This window comes from Brevibacterium picturae (assembly GCF_030453725.1).
GTDB classification, from domain to species: domain Bacteria; phylum Actinomycetota; class Actinomycetes; order Actinomycetales; family Brevibacteriaceae; genus Brevibacterium; species Brevibacterium sandarakinum_A.
In genome coordinates this window covers 1-14,585 of the sequence record NZ_JAKDJU010000075.1, presented here as the reverse complement: position 1 = coordinate 14,585, position 14,585 = coordinate 1, and the positions used below count along the sequence as shown (strand labels likewise).

General features: G+C 66.0%; 14 protein-coding genes. 6 read left to right on the top strand and 8 right to left on the bottom strand.

Translation table 11 applies throughout. The annotated features are described in order from the left end of the window. Positions 1 to 590 (bottom strand): Gfo/Idh/MocA family protein (locus L0G76_RS09155; protein WP_304356969.1); only part of this gene is annotated, 590 nt, incomplete at its 3' end. Positions 591 to 761: 171 nt separating this feature from the next. Here L0G76_RS09155 and L0G76_RS09150 point away from each other — a divergent pair. From L0G76_RS09150 to L0G76_RS09140, 3 genes are all read left to right on the top strand, one after another. Next, on the top strand, positions 762 to 1,949 hold the full coding sequence (locus L0G76_RS09150) for an ROK family transcriptional regulator (protein WP_304356968.1): 1,188 nt from the start codon (positions 762 to 764) through the stop codon (positions 1,947 to 1,949). Positions 1,950 to 2,139: 190 nt separating this feature from the next. Beyond that, positions 2,140 to 2,979 (top strand): PhzF family phenazine biosynthesis protein, encoded by an 840-nt coding sequence (locus L0G76_RS09145; protein WP_304356967.1) that lies wholly within the window; start codon positions 2,140 to 2,142, stop codon positions 2,977 to 2,979. Continuing rightward, positions 2,976 to 4,082: a methyltransferase family protein gene (locus L0G76_RS09140; RefSeq protein WP_304356966.1), complete on the top strand. Its 1,107-nt coding sequence runs from the start codon at positions 2,976 to 2,978 to the stop codon at positions 4,080 to 4,082. The genes L0G76_RS09145 and L0G76_RS09140 overlap by 4 nt, the downstream gene beginning before the upstream one ends. Before the next feature lie 3 nt (positions 4,083 to 4,085). Here the strand turns inward: L0G76_RS09140 and L0G76_RS09135 are convergent, their stop codons facing one another. Further along, positions 4,086 to 4,454, bottom strand: a complete 369-nt coding sequence (locus L0G76_RS09135; RefSeq protein ID WP_304356965.1) for a VOC family protein — start codon at positions 4,452 to 4,454, stop codon at positions 4,086 to 4,088. A 73-nt stretch (positions 4,455 to 4,527) separates the two neighbouring features. On the opposite strand from L0G76_RS09135, the gene L0G76_RS09130 reads away from it, so the two are divergent. Next, positions 4,528 to 5,010 carry a MarR family winged helix-turn-helix transcriptional regulator gene (locus L0G76_RS09130; RefSeq protein ID WP_304356964.1) on the top strand — a complete coding sequence of 161 codons (483 nt, stop codon included), beginning with the start codon at positions 4,528 to 4,530 and terminating at the stop codon, positions 5,008 to 5,010. A 74-nt stretch (positions 5,011 to 5,084) separates the two neighbouring features. On the opposite strand, the gene L0G76_RS09125 is transcribed toward L0G76_RS09130, so the two are convergent. Further along, positions 5,085 to 5,549, bottom strand: coding sequence for a VanZ family protein (locus tag L0G76_RS09125; RefSeq protein ID WP_304356963.1), 465 nt, complete (start codon positions 5,547 to 5,549; stop codon positions 5,085 to 5,087). Positions 5,550 to 5,602: 53 nt separating this feature from the next. Further along, positions 5,603 to 6,163 (bottom strand): TetR/AcrR family transcriptional regulator, encoded by a 561-nt coding sequence (locus tag L0G76_RS09120; protein ID WP_304356962.1) that lies wholly within the window; start codon positions 6,161 to 6,163, stop codon positions 5,603 to 5,605. 82 nt (positions 6,164 to 6,245) lie between these two features. On the opposite strand from L0G76_RS09120, the gene L0G76_RS09115 reads away from it, so the two are divergent. After that, complete coding sequence (locus tag L0G76_RS09115; RefSeq protein WP_304356961.1) at positions 6,246 to 6,698, top strand: DUF1772 domain-containing protein; 453 nt, start codon at positions 6,246 to 6,248, stop codon at positions 6,696 to 6,698. Between the two features lie 5 nt (positions 6,699 to 6,703). Here the strand turns inward: L0G76_RS09115 and L0G76_RS09110 are convergent, their stop codons facing one another. The 3 genes from L0G76_RS09110 to L0G76_RS09100 all read right to left on the bottom strand — a co-directional run bounded on the left by L0G76_RS09110 (position 6,704) and on the right by L0G76_RS09100 (position 11,079). Beyond that, positions 6,704 to 7,780 carry an NAD(P)-dependent alcohol dehydrogenase gene (locus L0G76_RS09110; protein ID WP_304356960.1) on the bottom strand — a complete coding sequence of 359 codons (1,077 nt, stop codon included), beginning with the start codon at positions 7,778 to 7,780 and terminating at the stop codon, positions 6,704 to 6,706. Between the two features lie 147 nt (positions 7,781 to 7,927). Then, positions 7,928 to 9,769 carry a bifunctional 3'-5' exonuclease/DNA polymerase gene (locus L0G76_RS09105; protein ID WP_304356959.1) on the bottom strand — a complete coding sequence of 614 codons (1,842 nt, stop codon included), beginning with the start codon at positions 9,767 to 9,769 and terminating at the stop codon, positions 7,928 to 7,930. After that, the gene (locus tag L0G76_RS09100; protein WP_304356958.1) at positions 9,766 to 11,079 is read right to left on the bottom strand and encodes an MFS transporter; all 1,314 of its coding nucleotides are present in this window, start codon (positions 11,077 to 11,079) and stop codon (positions 9,766 to 9,768) included. The genes L0G76_RS09105 and L0G76_RS09100 overlap by 4 nt, the downstream gene beginning before the upstream one ends. 114 nt (positions 11,080 to 11,193) lie before the next feature. Between L0G76_RS09100 and L0G76_RS09095 the strand changes: the two genes are divergently transcribed. Beyond that, positions 11,194 to 11,751 carry a TetR/AcrR family transcriptional regulator gene (locus tag L0G76_RS09095; RefSeq protein ID WP_304356957.1) on the top strand — a complete coding sequence of 186 codons (558 nt, stop codon included), beginning with the start codon at positions 11,194 to 11,196 and terminating at the stop codon, positions 11,749 to 11,751. 57 nt (positions 11,752 to 11,808) lie between these two features. Here the strand turns inward: L0G76_RS09095 and L0G76_RS09090 are convergent, their stop codons facing one another. Next, positions 11,809 to 14,208 carry a transketolase-like TK C-terminal-containing protein gene (locus L0G76_RS09090; protein ID WP_487247000.1) on the bottom strand — a complete coding sequence of 800 codons (2,400 nt, stop codon included), beginning with the start codon at positions 14,206 to 14,208 and terminating at the stop codon, positions 11,809 to 11,811. Positions 14,209 to 14,585 lie beyond the last annotated feature (377 nt).

Here is a 14,585-nt window from a genome sequence, read left to right as displayed (position 1 = left end):
CCTCGGCGAGGGTGAACGGTTCTCGTCGTTGCGGTCAAGGACACGATGCGTTCGTCGGTGATGAACTCGATGAGGTCGACGAGGTGGGAGCCGATGTCTGCGAACGCACGGGAGGGCCCTCCGGATTCCGCGTCGACTCTCCAGTTGTCGTCCTCGGCACTCAGCAGCCAATCCTGCAGATAGCTGGCATCGATGGTCAGCAGCGCCCCGGCTTCGCCTCGCCGGATGCGGGCGCGGGCCTCGCGGACCATCGGGTGATAGCGGTAGACGAACGGTACGGTTCCACGCAATCCGAGTGATTTTGCACGGTCGACGATGGAGCGCGCGGCGGTGGAATCGGTGGCCAACGGCTTCTCGCAGATGATCTGGAATCCCGCGTCGAGTGCCCGCAGCGCGTGTTCGGCGTGGGAGGTGTTCGGGGTGCAGACATGGACGACATCGAGATCGCGGTCGAAGAAATCGTCACCGGCCGTGGAGGTTTCGTAGCCGAGCTCCGCTGCAGCTCTCCGGCTTCGGGCCGGTTTCGAGCTCGCGATCACATCGAGGTGAGCTCCGGCAGCGCGGGCGGCCCGAGTGTGTGTACGGGCCATGAAGCCGCCTCCCAGCATCCCGATACGGAGTGGAGGGGCGAAAGCCTGGGCAACGGTGTCCATGAACCATTCTGATGTCAGATTGCCTACTTTTGTCAAGACTTTTTTAAAAGTAGGTTCTCAATCGTCATCTTTTGGTGACTGTCTTTACTGATGTGCTTTACTGAACGGATGAGCCAGGTGATCGCTTCGCAAGCACCCGACCTGTCGCATGCCGGCGGGCTCTTCCAGCTGCTGCGTGACGGGCAGCCACGGACTCGGGCCGATCTGGCGAAGTCGACCGGCCTCTCCCGCCCCACCGTCGCCCAGAGGATCGACCAGCTCCTCGGCCTCGGGCTCATCACCCCCGTCAGTGACGCTGCGTCGACCGGCGGTCGGCCGAGCTCGCAGTTCGCCTTCAATCCCCGGGCCAGGGTGGTCGTCGCCGCAGACTTCGGCGCCTCACACGCTCGGCTCGCCGTCACGGACCTGACCGGCACCGTCCTCGCGGAGCTCGGCGAGGAACGCGAGATCTCCGACGGCCCCGTCAGCGCCATCGAGTGGCTGACAGCTTCGGCGCTGAGCCTGCTCGAGACGGCCGATCGCAGTGCTGCGGACGTGGTCGGGGTGGGCATCGGGCTTCCCGGGCCCGTGGAGTTCTCGACCGGCCGCCCGATCAATCCGCCGATCATGCCCGGTTGGGATCGCTTCGATCTGCCCGGTGCCCTCAAACAGACGTTCACCGCCCCGGTTCTCGTCGACAATGACGTCAACATCATGGCGCTCGGCGAGCGCAACTTCGCCTGGCCGGACACCACGGATCTCCTCTTCGTCAAGGTCGCCACGGGCATCGGCGCCGGCATCATCTCCGGCGGCTCGCTGCGCCGCGGCTCGCACGGGGCCGCGGGAGACATCGGCCATGTCGCCCTGCCACGCGCAGCCGATGCTCCCTGCGCCTGCGGCAATCGCGGATGCCTCGAAGCGGTCGCCTCGGGACGTGCCATCGCCCGGTCCCTGGCGGGATCGGGTGTGGCGACAACGACTCCGGCCGACGTGGTGGCACTCGTCAAGGCCGGCGACCTGCAGGCGATTCAGGCCGTCCGCCAGGCCGGCCGCGACCTCGGCGAGGTCCTCACCACATGCGTGAGCCTGATGAATCCCTCGCTCATCCTCATCGGCGGGACCATGGCACAGGCGGCCGAACACCTCGTGGCCGGGGTCCGCGAGGTCGTCTACGCGCGCTCGATCCCGCTGTCGACCGAGCATCTGATGATCGCCCCATCACGCGCAGCCAAAGACGCGGCCATTCTGGGTGCGGCGCACCTGGCCATCGACGCGGCCCTGTCTCCCGACCGGATCGCAGCCGCCCTCAGCCGGTAGCTCTCCCGTCAGCCCTGGGCGCACTGGGCATCAATGGCGCGGAGGCGGGCTCCGGCGCAACCATGCAAGCCTCCTTACCACAACTGCCCGACGCGGCGGGGCCTGATCCACGACCTGGACCTTCGTCCCCTTACCATGGGAAGTGCGCGCCCCTCACAGAACAGCGCCCTTTCAACGAAGGAGCCCCCTCTTGCCACATAATCGAGCTTTCGCCCAAGTCGATGTCTTCTCCAGCGAGCCCTACCGTGGCAACCCTGTGGCCGTGATCCTCGATGCCGAGGGTCTCAGCGATCAGGAGATGGCTCGCATCGCGAATTGGACGAACCTGTCAGAGACCACCTTCGTCCTCCCGCCCAGCGACCCACAGGCTGACTACCGCCTGCGGATCTTCACTCCCGCCCGTGAGCTCCCCTTCGCCGGCCACCCGACCCTCGGCTCTGCGGCCGCCTGGCTGGAGGCCGGCGGCATCCCCCGCCGCGAGGGGACCGTGGTCCAGGAGTGCGGTGCCGGACTCGTCCACCTTCGCCGAGGTGGCCGAACCCTGTCCTTCGCCGCCCCCGAGCCGTTTCGCACCGGTGACCTCGACGAAGGCTTCGTCGAGCAGATCGCGGCGGCTCTCCACGTCGACCGCCATGAGATCCTCGGTCAGCAATGGGTCGACAACGGTCCCGGGTGGGCCGCGGTGAGACTGGCGAGCGCGCAGCGGGTCCTCGACCTCGAACCGGACTTCTCGCAGATTCCCGACACCAAGCTCGGCGTCCTGGGCCCCCACCCCGAGGATTCCGACCACGAGTACGAGATCCGCGCGTTCGTCCCCGGCGCCGGCGTCGCCGAGGACCCGGTCACGGGCAGTCTCAACGCTTCGGTCGCCCAGTGGCTCATCGGCTCCGGACTCGCCCCCGCGAAGTACACCGCCACCCAGGGCACAGCGCTTGGGCGGGCCGGAGTCATCTCGATCTCCCATGAAGACGATGAGGTCTGGGTCGGCGGACCGACGACCGTGTGCTTCCGAGGGACGGCGTTCGCATGAGCCGAACAGACAAGAAGCCGGTCACCGGGATCAGGCACAACAAGCGCAACACAGCGAACCAGCCGCTGCGAATCTTCCACGGCCGGATGTACTTCGCCCTCCAGGCCCTTGCCGGTGCCGCCTGGTGGCTCGGCATCATCACAGTTGAGAGGCTGCGCGATGCCACGCTCGGCGGCCTCGACCCGCTGCTCGTCTCCGCCATCGGCATTCCGCTCTTCGTCGTCGGCTCTGCTCTGGCAGCACTCAATCTTCGCTGGGCTGTGTGGGCGGCCGCTGCCTGGACCACCCTCGTCGCGGTCTCCATGGTCATCTATGCGACCGTCACCACCGAGGCGGGCCTGGGCGCCGTCCTCATGCTCGCCGCCGCAGTGGGCAGCCTCATTGCCGGGACTCTCGTGCTCTTCGGCAGGATCCCGTCCGACAGCCTTCTCATCGGCCCGTTCTCCTACCGCAGCTCACACACGCGTGTGCGATCTCAGCTCCTGGTCAGGACCACCATCCAGCTCGTGGTCCTGTGGGGAGTGTTCCTCGTTGCCCTGCCCGCGGTCATCAATTCGTTCGAGGAGCGCTGGAACTTGTCCGTGAAGTTCCCGATCCTCGTGATCGTGGCCGGTTTCGCCCTTCTGGCCGTCGCAAGCGTCCTCGGGGTGTGGTCGGCACGGTCGATCGCGAACTTCGGTTCCGGCACCCCATTGCCGTCCGCGATGGCCCACCACCTCGTCGAGCGGGGTCCCTATGCCTTCGTCCGCAACCCGATGGCGATCGCCGGCATCGCCCAGGGCGCGGCGATCGGGCTCTTCATCGGCTCCTGGATGGTCATCGCCTACGCCATCGTCGGCTCACTGCTGTGGAACTGGCTGATCCGTCCGCACGAGGAGGCCGATCTCAGGGAGCGCTTCGGCACCGAGTTCGATGACTACGCCCAGCGAGTCTCCTGCTGGATTCCGCGCTTCTCTGCAGTCGACAGTGCCGATGACATCAGCGCAGGTGACACCGATGCAGATGACACCGGCGACGATGGCATCAGTCCAGATGAGACAAGTGCCGCCGAGTCCGGCGCGGCCAACAATTCCGAGCGCGACTCGGCCGACCGCGGGAGGTAACGCTCAGCTCGCGTCGTGGATTGTCACCGCATAGCCGTCGGGGTCGACGAAGGTGAAGGTCAGCCCGAAGGGACTCGGTGCGGGAGCACGCAGAATCTCGACCCCTGCCTCGACGAGACTGTGGTGCAGTGCCTGTGAGTCATCGCAGCCGAACCACAGTGCCACGCCGGTGCCTGGCCGGTCGACCGAGTCGAGATCAACGTCCGGCAGCGGCTCACGGACGGCGAAGGGTATCGGTGAGGTGGCGAAGACGACTGCACCGGGCGGTGCTGTCGGCGCCCGCTTGAGTCCGATCTGCGTTTCGTAGAAATCGGCCGCCTTCTCGAGATCTCGAACCTGCAGTGCGACGAAGTCCGGTCCTGTGACAGTCATGATCATTCCAATCTCTTGTCTCTGTTTGCCATGTCAGTGTTCTGACATGATCAATGTATGTCAGAATACTTACATGAGTCAAGAGGTAAATTCGCCGGCAATGCCGGAAGCTTCGAGCCCACCGGGGGCGCTCGACGCGCTGATCGGCTACCAGCTCAAGCACCTGCAGTCTGCCCTGCGCTCGCGCATGGACGAGGCCCTGCGGCCGATCGACCTGTCGACCCCGCAGTACGCCTGTCTCGAACTGCTGCGGCGGGCACCGGGCGCATCGAACTCGGAGCTGGCCCGCGGGGCCTTCGTGACTCGGCAGACGATGAACACGCTGCTGCGCGGGCTGCAGGATCGGGGTCTGGTGACCAGGCCGACGAAGGCGTCGACCGGACGGGCTCTGCCCACGACCTTGACCCCAGAGGGTGAGGACGCCCTCGATCAGGCGGTGTCGCGGGTCGAGACGATCTCAGCGCTCATGGTCTCGACACTCGATGACACACAGAAGACCAACCTCGGCGAGGCCCTCGATCTGTGCATCGCAGCCCTCGACCCGAGGGCCGGCTGAGCGCCGAGGGTTTCACCGAAGTGCCCATCGAGGGTTTCACCGAAGTGCCCACGGACAGTCAGCCTAAACGACCGCTACCTCACGACGCGGTCGACGGACTCCCTCTCCTCGGGCGGCAGCAGCAGCATCAGGATCAGTGCCAGGACGGCCCCGATTCCGGCCCCGATCGTGTTGGTGATCAGGTCGCTGACAGTCGCGAACCTCGTCTGTGAGAGCACGGTGCCTTGGAATACCTCGATGACGCCGCTGAAGGCCGCACCGATCACCCCGCCGAGCCACCAGCGGCGACGTCCGAGGTGCAGCGCGAGCAGGAATCCGAACGGGACGAACATGGCGACGTTGGCCAGCCTCTCGACGCGCTCATAGGTCAGCCACTCGGTTGCGCGATGAGTGGCGAAGAATTCGAGCAGGCGCCCGATGGGGCCCTCGGGACTGGTGTCGAGCTGCTGCGGCGTGAGAGTGACGAACGCGATGAACAGCGTGTAGAAAATCAACAGCGCCAGGGGAGCATTGCCCATCCGCTGCTGCTGACCCGTCATTGTCAGAATATTACCGTCGCATCCTTGGCGCTCGGTCAGAACCGGATGTCGACTCAGCTCGCCTGTGCTGCGAATCGGGTGCTGAGCGCCTCGATTCGCCGGTCGCGATCCTTGAGGCGCATTCGCCCGGCACGTTCGAGCAGGACGATGCCGTGCAGGGCACCCCAGAACACCTCGGTGCTGATGGGGTCGCCGATGACGTCGGCCAGAGCGTCGAAGGATTCACGCAGCTCCGTCTCATTGCCCTCTTCGGCAAAGCGTGCATCGATCGACTGCCGGAACATCGCCTCATAGACTGCAGGGTGCTCATCGGCGAACTCGAGGTAGGAGTGCGCCACGGGCGCGATTGCCTGCTCCCCCGCCTTGCCGGCGACAGCCGCTCGGCACCGATCCCTGAGGTCGACGAAGCCGTCGAGCGCGATAGTCAGCATGATCTCCGACTTGCCGCCGGGAAAGTGGCCGTAGAGCACCGGTTGGGAGTATCCGATGGCCTCGGCGAGATGACGGGTGGTCACCGACGCCCACCCGTGGCTGTCGGCGCGCTCACGAGCGGACGCGAGGATACTCAGGCGCCGCTCTTCGGTGCGCGTGAGTCGGTTCGCCTGATCTGCCATAGTCCCCTCTTGTGCTTCGCCGTGACAGGACTTACTCTAGCACTGCTAGACATTCTAGCAACGCTAGGAGAGAGGATCTCCCATGACACCCGTTCTCGCCGTCATCACCACGACAGTCGTCGGCCTCATGGTCGGAGTCGAGTTCGCGGTCGCCTTCGTCATCAATCCGATCACGCACCGCCTGCCGGTCGCGGCCTCGCTGGCTGCACGAGCGGACGGCGGGAGGATGATGGGACGAGCGATGCCCTTCTGGTACATCGGCTCGCTCGTCCTCACCCTCGCCCTCACGGCAGTCTCGTGGGGCATGCCCACCGCTACCTTGGCGCTCATAGCCACAGGGCTGCTGGCCATCAGCGTGCTCATGTCGGTTCTGCTGCTGGTGCCCATCAACAACCGCTCACTGACGTGGACCGCAGAGGATCATCCCACCGATTGGCGGGAACAGTACCAGCGCTGGGACAGGCTGCATTACGTCCGCGTGGTGGTCATCGTCGCCGCGTTCGCGCTCATCGCGGTCGCTGCCACAGTGCTCTGAGAGGCTCAGGCCACCTCGGCGCCGTCGAATGTCGAGGTGTCGATGACGGCACGGAAGTACACGTCACCTGCCACGACGCGATCGTAGGTCGCGTCCGCCTCGTCGATGCTCACCGTCTCGATCTTTGCCGCGATGTCGTGCTCGGCGCAGAAGTCGAGCATCTCCTGGGTCTCGGCGATGCCGCCGATCATCGATCCGGCAAGCACCTTGGCACCGCCGATGACGGAGGCGAAGGACAGCTGCTGCTTCTCCGGAGGCATACCGACGACGGTCATGACCCCACGGGCCTTGAGCAGGCTCAGGTATTTGTCGACGGGAATGTCGGCGCTGATCGTGTTGAGGATGAGGTCGAACTCTCCGCGGTGCTTGCTGAAGAAGTCATCCTCTGTCGTCGCGAGCATCTGCTTCGCACCGAGCTCGAGCGCCGCCTTCTCCTTGTTCAGGGTGCGGGAGAGAACTGTGACGTCGGCTCCCATGGCGACGGCGATCTGGACGCCCATGTGGCCGAGTCCGCCGAGTCCCAGAACGGCGACCTTCTTGGGGGCGCCGTCCTTGGTCTCGCCTGCGCCCCACCGGTTGAGCGGTGCGTAGGTGGTGATCCCGGCGCACAGCAGCGGGGCTGCGACGTCGAAGTCGAGGGCATCGGGAATCTGTAGGACGAAGCGCTCGTTGACGACGACCTTCTCGGCGTAGCCGCCCTGGGTGATGGTGTCATCGACGTCGGTGGAGTTGTAGGTCCCGACCTGGCCGTTGAGGCAGTTCTGCTCCTGTCCGGCGCGGCATTCCTCACACTCGCCGCACGAGTTGACCATGCAGCCCACGCCCACGCGGTCGCCGACCTTCCAGTCGGTGACTTCAGCGCCGACTGCTTCGACGACGCCGGCGATCTCGTGGCCGACGGTCAGGGGGAAGTGCGCTTCGCCCCATTCGTTGCGGATGGTGTGGATGTCGCTGTGGCAGATTCCGGCGGCCTTGATGTCGATGACCACGTCATCGGGCCGGGGGTCGCGGCGTTCGATGTTCGCGACCTGGAAGGGCTGGTCGGGGCCGGTCTTCTGCAGTGCTTTGACGGTGAAAGTCATGAAAACTCCTCTGTGCTGTGACGACTCCGAGTGCTGTGGCGACTCCGTTGCGGGGCCGCCGACACCTTACATGCAGCACTTCTTATCCGTCGCATATTCCGGGCCGGCACGTGATGTCTGCGACACGCACCGCCCCCGGATCGACCACTACCCCTTCGCCGCCCGCTCGGAGATCGTGAGGTCGAGCGGGAAGTCGACCGGGGCGTCGCCGAACAGGAGCCGTCCCGCCGAGGCTGCCGCTTCCCTGATCGCGGCCGCCGCGGCTTCGGCGTGCTGGGCCGGCGCGTGCACGATGACCTCATCGTGGAGGAAGAACACGAGGTGGGCCCGTTGTGAGAACACCGGTCCCGAAGCTGTGGCCACGTTTGCCACCGGCTCCCCCGCCGAGGTGGTTCCCCCATCACCTCCGACCGCCGAGGTGGCTCCCGGGTTCCCGTCGGTGACTGCCGGCAGCTGTGACAACCGCAGTCTCAGGTCGGCCAGCCAGGCCAGTGCCCATTCGGCGGCGGTGCCCTGGACGACGAAGTTGCGGGTGAATCGGCCCTGGTCACCGGCGGCACGACGGGCGCGATTCTCGTCTGCCGGCGTGGCGTCGAACTGGTTCGCCGCGGACTGGAGACGGCGCCACCCCTCGCTGGGCACCGGTGACGTCCGGCCCAGCCAGGTGGACACGACACCTCCGGCGGCCCCCACCTCGGCGGCGGAGTCGACGAGGCCCATTGCGGCGGGGAAACTCGAGCGCAGGCGGGGAACGAGTCTGCCGCTGTCGCCGGTCGTCGATCCGTACATGGCGCCGAGCACGGCGATCTTCGCCTCCTGTCTTGTGGCGACGATGCCTTCGTCGACGATGCCCGAGTACAGGTCACGACCTCGGCCGGCTTCGGCCATGGCTGCGTCCCCGGACATGGCGGCGAGCGCCCGTGGCTCCAGCTGGGCGACATCGGCCGAGATCAGCCGCCAGCCGGGATCCGCGCGCAGGGCGGGTCGCAGTTGGCGCGGAATCTGGAGCGCACCTCCGCCGCTGGCCGCCCACCGGCCGGTGACGACTCCCCCGGGGACGTAGACGGGACGATAGCGGCCCTCGCTGACCCATTCGTCGAGCCAATGCCAGCCGTTGGCCGCAAGCAGACGTGACTGCTTCTTGTACTCCAGCAGTGGTTCGATCGCCGGGTGATCGCTCTCGGCCAGCTCCCATTTCGAGGTCGAGGCTACGTTGATTCCGGCCGCATGCAGGGAGTGGAGGAGCTTGACGTGGGAGTCGAGATTGGCTCGCGGGTCATCGAGAGCGGCCCGGACCTGGTCGGCGACGGCGAGCATCTTGGCAGGCTTCGCGTCCCAAGCCGGCCGGGGACCGAGCTCCTCGGCGAGAATCCGATCGTGTTCCTCGACGTCCCAGGGCACCCCGGCCGCCTGCATCTCCGCGGCGACGAGTCCACCGGCGGATTCCGCGGCGAGCAACAGGCGCAGTCGCCCCGGATCGGATGCGGACGCGAGTGCCGTCGACTGGCGCGCGAATTCGGCGAGCGCGGACTCGATGTCGTGCGGGACCTGCTTGATGTGGCTGCGTCGTTCACTGACCTCGAACAGCGCTTCCGCCTCGGGCGCGGCCGGGGCGCTCACTGGATCCGCGTCCCACTGATCGGCCTCGGCCACGGCACTGCGGTCGGTCACGAGCTCCGAGCGCATCAGGATCGCATGGTTCAGCCGCAGGTCAGAGCAGCGCTCGATGGGCACACCGGCGGCCAGCAGGGCCGGGTACCAGTTCGGGGTGTCGCTGAAGACCCACCTCGGCCGACCCTGGGCTTCGCGCTCACGGACGAATTCGGGCAGCTCATCCACGCCGAGGTGGTGGCTGCCGATCCGTGTGCGGGCACCGTCGAAGTCGACGACGGCGATCTTGGACCCCATGCCTCGCACTCCGCCGAGGTCAGCGTCGGGAGCACGCCCGATCACGCACCACACTGGCATGGCGGCGGATGGGTTGGTCATACCTCCACAGTACTGCGAGGGGTGTGGACCCGCGTTGTCTTCGACGAGCGGATGAGCGGGATCACGGCGATGACGATGACGATCACGGACATGGGGATGACCAGTGCACCGCGCAGCCCCACCTCTTCTCCGAGGATGCCGAGAGCGGGCGGTCCGGCAAGGAAGGCGAGATAGCCGATGGTCGACACGGTCGCCACACGTTTGGCCGGGTGCGGACCCGAATCCCCGGCGGTCGAGAGGGCGACGGGGAAGCCCAGCGAGGTCCCCAGCCCCCAGAGGATCACTGCCGTGGCCGCGATGATCTGGTTGTCGACGAAGGAGATGAGTCCGATGCCGATGAGCCCGAAGACACCGCTGGTGAAGAGGACCTTCGTCCGGCCGAATCTCGCGACGATTCTTCCACCGAGGAGTCGGCCGATCGTCATCGAGGCCGCGAAGATCGCGTAGACGCTCGAGCCCAGTGCCGGGTCGAAGCCGTGTCCATCGACCATGAGCAGCGGCAGCCAGTCGTTCGCGGTGCCCTCGGCCAGGGCCATGCCGAGGACGACGAAGCCGATGATGAGGAGTCTGGGGTCCCGCCACACGGGAGCCGACTTCCGAGTGGATCCACGCGGCCCGGACCCGGCGAGACCGGAGGACTCAGCGCCCGCCTCGGCGGCGGTGTCGGCTTCGTTCGACGGATTTCGGCCCGGGGTCACGCGTCCGGTGCCGTGGGGGATGTGCTTCATGGACAGCGCGAGGATGATCGCGGCGATGATCCCGATGAGCGTGAGGTGGATGGGCACGGGGAAGGCGAGCGCGGTTGCGACGATTCCGAGGATCGCGGCGACAACGGTGCCGAGGCTGAAGAAGCCGTGCATGGCGGGCAGGAAGGTGCGGGCAGATGTCGCCTCGTACTCGGCGCCTTCGACGTTCATCGCGACCTCGCCGGTGCCCATTCCGGCGCCGAAGACGAGGAGTCCTGCGGCGACGAGGAGGGGTTGGGCGAGCGCTGTCCCCACACCGACGATCGGCATGCTCAGGACCACGCCGAGTGTGCCTGTGAAGATGATTGGTCGTGCGCCCCAACGGGTGACGAGCGGGCCGGAGGAGAGGATGCCGAGCATGGACCCGATCGAGAGGCCGAAGAGGACGAATCCCATTTCGGCGGTGCTCACACCGAGCGCATCGCGGATCGAGGGTGTGCGCGTCACCCACGAGGCCATCGCGATGCCGGGTACGAAGAACAGAGCGAGCAGGGCGATGCGACGACGGTTGAGGCTGAGTTCCGGCATGGTCGAGGTCACCACCGCCTCCTTCTGCGTACACATGTACATATTTCTCGGACGTGTACAAATGTACACTCTTGGTGAACGGGTTGTCCCGGGCCGGTGACCGACAACACAGTCCATCGACCAGCTACGCAGAGGAGTCGAAGGGTTCAGATGAGTGCACGCAGCGGCGCCCGAAACGACCCCGGGCGACGGGATCGGATCAGTGCCGCGGCACTCGAGATCATCCTCGAGCAGGGAGTCGCACGGGTATCGCACCGGGCTGTCGCGCAGCGTGCCGATGTTCCCCTGGGTTCGATGACCTACCATTTCGCGGGCATCGACGAGGTCATCACCGAGGCCTTCACCCTGCTGGTGACCCGACAGTCAGAGCGCTATCACGAACTTCTCGAGGCCCCGAAGACCATTGAGGAGGCGCACGAGGCGATCGTCGAGATCATCTGCGGCGAGGATTTCTCCTCCCCACGTGAGATGGCGGGCATCTTCGAGCTCTACAGCTACAGCCGGCACTCGCCTGCGTCTGCGGCTCTGGCTCGAACCTGGATGGACAACAGCGCCGAGTCGCTGAGCAGGCACTTCTCCCCCGCGGCGGCCGAAGCCATCGACTCCCTCATCGAAGGCTGGACCATTCATCATCACCTGCTCGGCGCCGCCCCCGCCCGCGATCGGGTGCGCGCCGCGGTGCAGGCGATCGTGGCATCTGGAGACTGATGCAGTCGCTGTCACGGTTGCTGTCACGGTTGCTGTCGCTGTCACTGTCGCGAGACCTCAGTCGCGTATCACGTCGAGGGCGGCGTGCACGATCGAGTCGATGTCGATCCCGTGATAGCGATAGACGTCGTCGATGTCGCCGGACTGCCCGAAGCTGCTCACGCCGAGCGCGACATGGTCGACCTTGTTGATCGTGGCGAGGAACGACAGGGTGTGCGGGTGTCCATCGAGGACGGTGACCATCGGCGCTGCGCGGTCAGAGGGGAAGACCTGGTCGAGAATCCACGCGGACCCTGGGCCGGCAGGGGGTGCCGCCGAGACACCAGCGCCTGCTGCGGCAGACGAGCGATTCCCCTGGGCAGCCCGCAGCGCTCGGTAGAGCAGACCGGGGCTGGTCACGCACACGACATCGGCGTCCACGTCCATAGCCTCGAGGCGTTCCGCGGCGGCCAGGACCTCCGTCATCATTGCGCCCATGCCCACAAGCTGAACTCGCGGACGCTTCGTCGCCCGCAGCCTGAATCCACCGGCGATGACCTGTTCCCGACGACGGCGACGGGCAACCGGGTCGGTCGGAACCTCGGCCAACGACTGGTCGACTGCTCGGGTCGACAGACGCAGGTAGGCCGACTCGCCATCGAGCCTGCCCAAACGGGTGAGCGAGTGGAGCAGAGTCCACTCGACATCCTGTGCGAACGCGGGCTCGTAGGTCACCAGTCCCGGTATTTCCATGCCGGTCGAGGGGGTCGTGATCGACTGATGTGCCCCGCCTTCCGGTGCGAGCGTGACGCCCGAGGGGGTGCCCACGAGGATCGACTGCCCGCCGGCGTACATGCCGAACATCCACGGTTCGAGGGCACGATTGACGAAGGGGTCGTACATCACGCCGATCGGGAAGAGCGGCTGACCCCACCTGCTCCACGTCGCGCCAAGCTCCCCGAGCAGTCCGACCAGGTTCGTCTCGGCGATGCCCAGTTCCATGTGCTGACCGCTGGTCGATTCGTTCCACTGCAGGATCGTCTCGGCATCGTCGGCGAACCAGTTGCGGTCGGCCTCGGAACTCCACACGCCGACCTTGTTGACCCACCCGCCGAGGTTGGTCGTCGACGACACATCGGGACTGACCGTCACCACCCGGCGGGCCGTCTTGGGTGACTGCCTGCTCAGGTCCATGAGCACGCGCCCCAGCGCCGCCTGCGATGACGAGGTGCCCTTGTGCGCCCGCTCGAGGTCACGCGGCAGCTCGGTCTCGGCGGCCGGAGGGAACTCCGGACGTGCCAGCCGCTTCGCGCTCGCGTCGATGATCCGCCCGGCGGCAGAATCCTGGTCGAACCGGGCCCACGGTGCCTGCGTATCCTGGTTGCTGCGCCGAGCCAGAGCCGCATACTCCTCGTCGCTGATCAGCGCAGAGTGGTTCTGCGGATGCCCCGAGCTCGGCAGTCCGAACCCCTTGATCGTGTACGCGATGACCGCTGTCGGCTTCGAATCGTCGATCCGCGCGAAGGCGTCGAGGAGGGCCGGAATGTCATGCCCGCCGAGGTTCCTGATCGCATCCGTCAGCGTTGCGTCATCGAGGCCGCCCACCAGATCCCGCAGGATCTGTGCGTCCTCCCCGTCTCCGGGCAGTCGCTCCCGCAGATCGGCGGCGGAGCAGCGCAGCAGGCGCTGGTATTCGGGGTTCGACATCGTCAGTATCCGCTGTCTGAGCTCAGGCCCGCCGGGGCGGGCGAAGAGGCTTTCGAGCAGACGTCCGAACTTCACGGTGATCACCTGCCACCCGGCGGCGTCGAACATCGCTTCGATGCGTCCGGCGGCGATGTCGGGAATCACACGATCTAGTGACTGTCGGTTGAGGTCGACGATCCAGACGATTTCGCCGAGGTGTTTGACGTCGGGATCGATGACGGCTTCCCACACGGCGCCTTCGTCGAGTTCCGCATCCCCGACCAGGGAGTACTGTCGCCCGAGGCCGATGGGCTTGAGGGTCGAGTCGACATAGCGTCTGGCGATCGAGCCCCAGATGGGTGCCGTGGCGCCGATGCCGACGGAACCGGTGGAGTAGTCGGCCGGCACCGGGTCCTTGGTGCGACTCGGGTAGCTCTGCAGACCGCCGAAGGCCCGCAGGGAGTTCATGTCCGCCTCGTCGAGTTCACCGAAGAGGTAATTGATGGCGTGCCAGACGGGGCTGGCATGCGGTTTGATGCTCACACGGTCTTCGGCCCGCAGTTCGTGGAACCACAGAGCGGTTATGATGGAGGCGATCGAGGCACATGAGGCCTGGTGCCCGCCGACCTTGAGTCCGCTGCGGTTGGGACGGACGCGATTGGCATGGTGGATGATCGAGGTCGACAGCCACAGAATCCGATCGTGGATCTCATCGAAGGTCTCGAACGTCGAGGCTTGAGATGTCGCGGCCCCGAAGGGTGAGGCGTCGCCTGAGAATGGTGAGGCGTCCAGGTCCTCGCCCGCACTGGCACCTGTGCCCGTGCTGACGTCTGATTCTGTATTGATGGTCACGGTTGTCCTCCCGAAGTGTGCGTTCGACGTGTGCGTATGGATCCGTATTCGCGGCGGGTGCGCTGAGCCGGTGAGCTCACAGCACCCGCCGCTGGTGAGCGGGATCGCCCAGTGGGTCTCCGACGGAATATGTCGAACCTGACGTCGCTCACGTTGATGATCGACGGTGAAGCCATTCCAACGTGGTTGACCGGAATGCTCAATAGTCAGTTTTGAAACTGAGCAGATTGCTCATTCTCGACGCTCCGACAGTAGACTGTGTTGAACGTTTCGAGCATGCGATGTGGATCACAGACGATCGCGCACAGAAGTTCGAA

Excerpts from the sequence above, each read along its gene's own strand:
- L0G76_RS09150 (WP_304356968.1), top strand. The coding sequence starts at position 762 with ATGAGCCAGGTGATCGCTTCGCAAGCACCCGACCTGTCGCATGCCGGC.
- L0G76_RS09140 (WP_304356966.1), top strand. The coding sequence starts at position 2,976 with ATGAGCCGAACAGACAAGAAGCCGGTCACCGGGATCAGGCACAACAAG.
- L0G76_RS09135 (WP_304356965.1), bottom strand. The coding sequence starts at position 4,454 with ATGACTGTCACAGGACCGGACTTCGTCGCACTGCAGGTTCGAGATCTC.
- L0G76_RS09130 (WP_304356964.1), top strand. The coding sequence starts at position 4,528 with ATGAGTCAAGAGGTAAATTCGCCGGCAATGCCGGAAGCTTCGAGCCCA.
- L0G76_RS09125 (WP_304356963.1), bottom strand. The coding sequence starts at position 5,549 with ATGACGGGTCAGCAGCAGCGGATGGGCAATGCTCCCCTGGCGCTGTTG.
- L0G76_RS09120 (WP_304356962.1), bottom strand. The coding sequence starts at position 6,163 with ATGGCAGATCAGGCGAACCGACTCACGCGCACCGAAGAGCGGCGCCTG.
- L0G76_RS09115 (WP_304356961.1), top strand. The coding sequence starts at position 6,246 with ATGACACCCGTTCTCGCCGTCATCACCACGACAGTCGTCGGCCTCATG.
- L0G76_RS09110 (WP_304356960.1), bottom strand. The coding sequence starts at position 7,780 with ATGACTTTCACCGTCAAAGCACTGCAGAAGACCGGCCCCGACCAGCCC.
- L0G76_RS09105 (WP_304356959.1), bottom strand. The coding sequence starts at position 9,769 with ATGACCAACCCATCCGCCGCCATGCCAGTGTGGTGCGTGATCGGGCGT.
- L0G76_RS09100 (WP_304356958.1), bottom strand. The coding sequence starts at position 11,079 with ATGTGTACGCAGAAGGAGGCGGTGGTGACCTCGACCATGCCGGAACTC.
- L0G76_RS09095 (WP_304356957.1), top strand. The coding sequence starts at position 11,194 with ATGAGTGCACGCAGCGGCGCCCGAAACGACCCCGGGCGACGGGATCGG.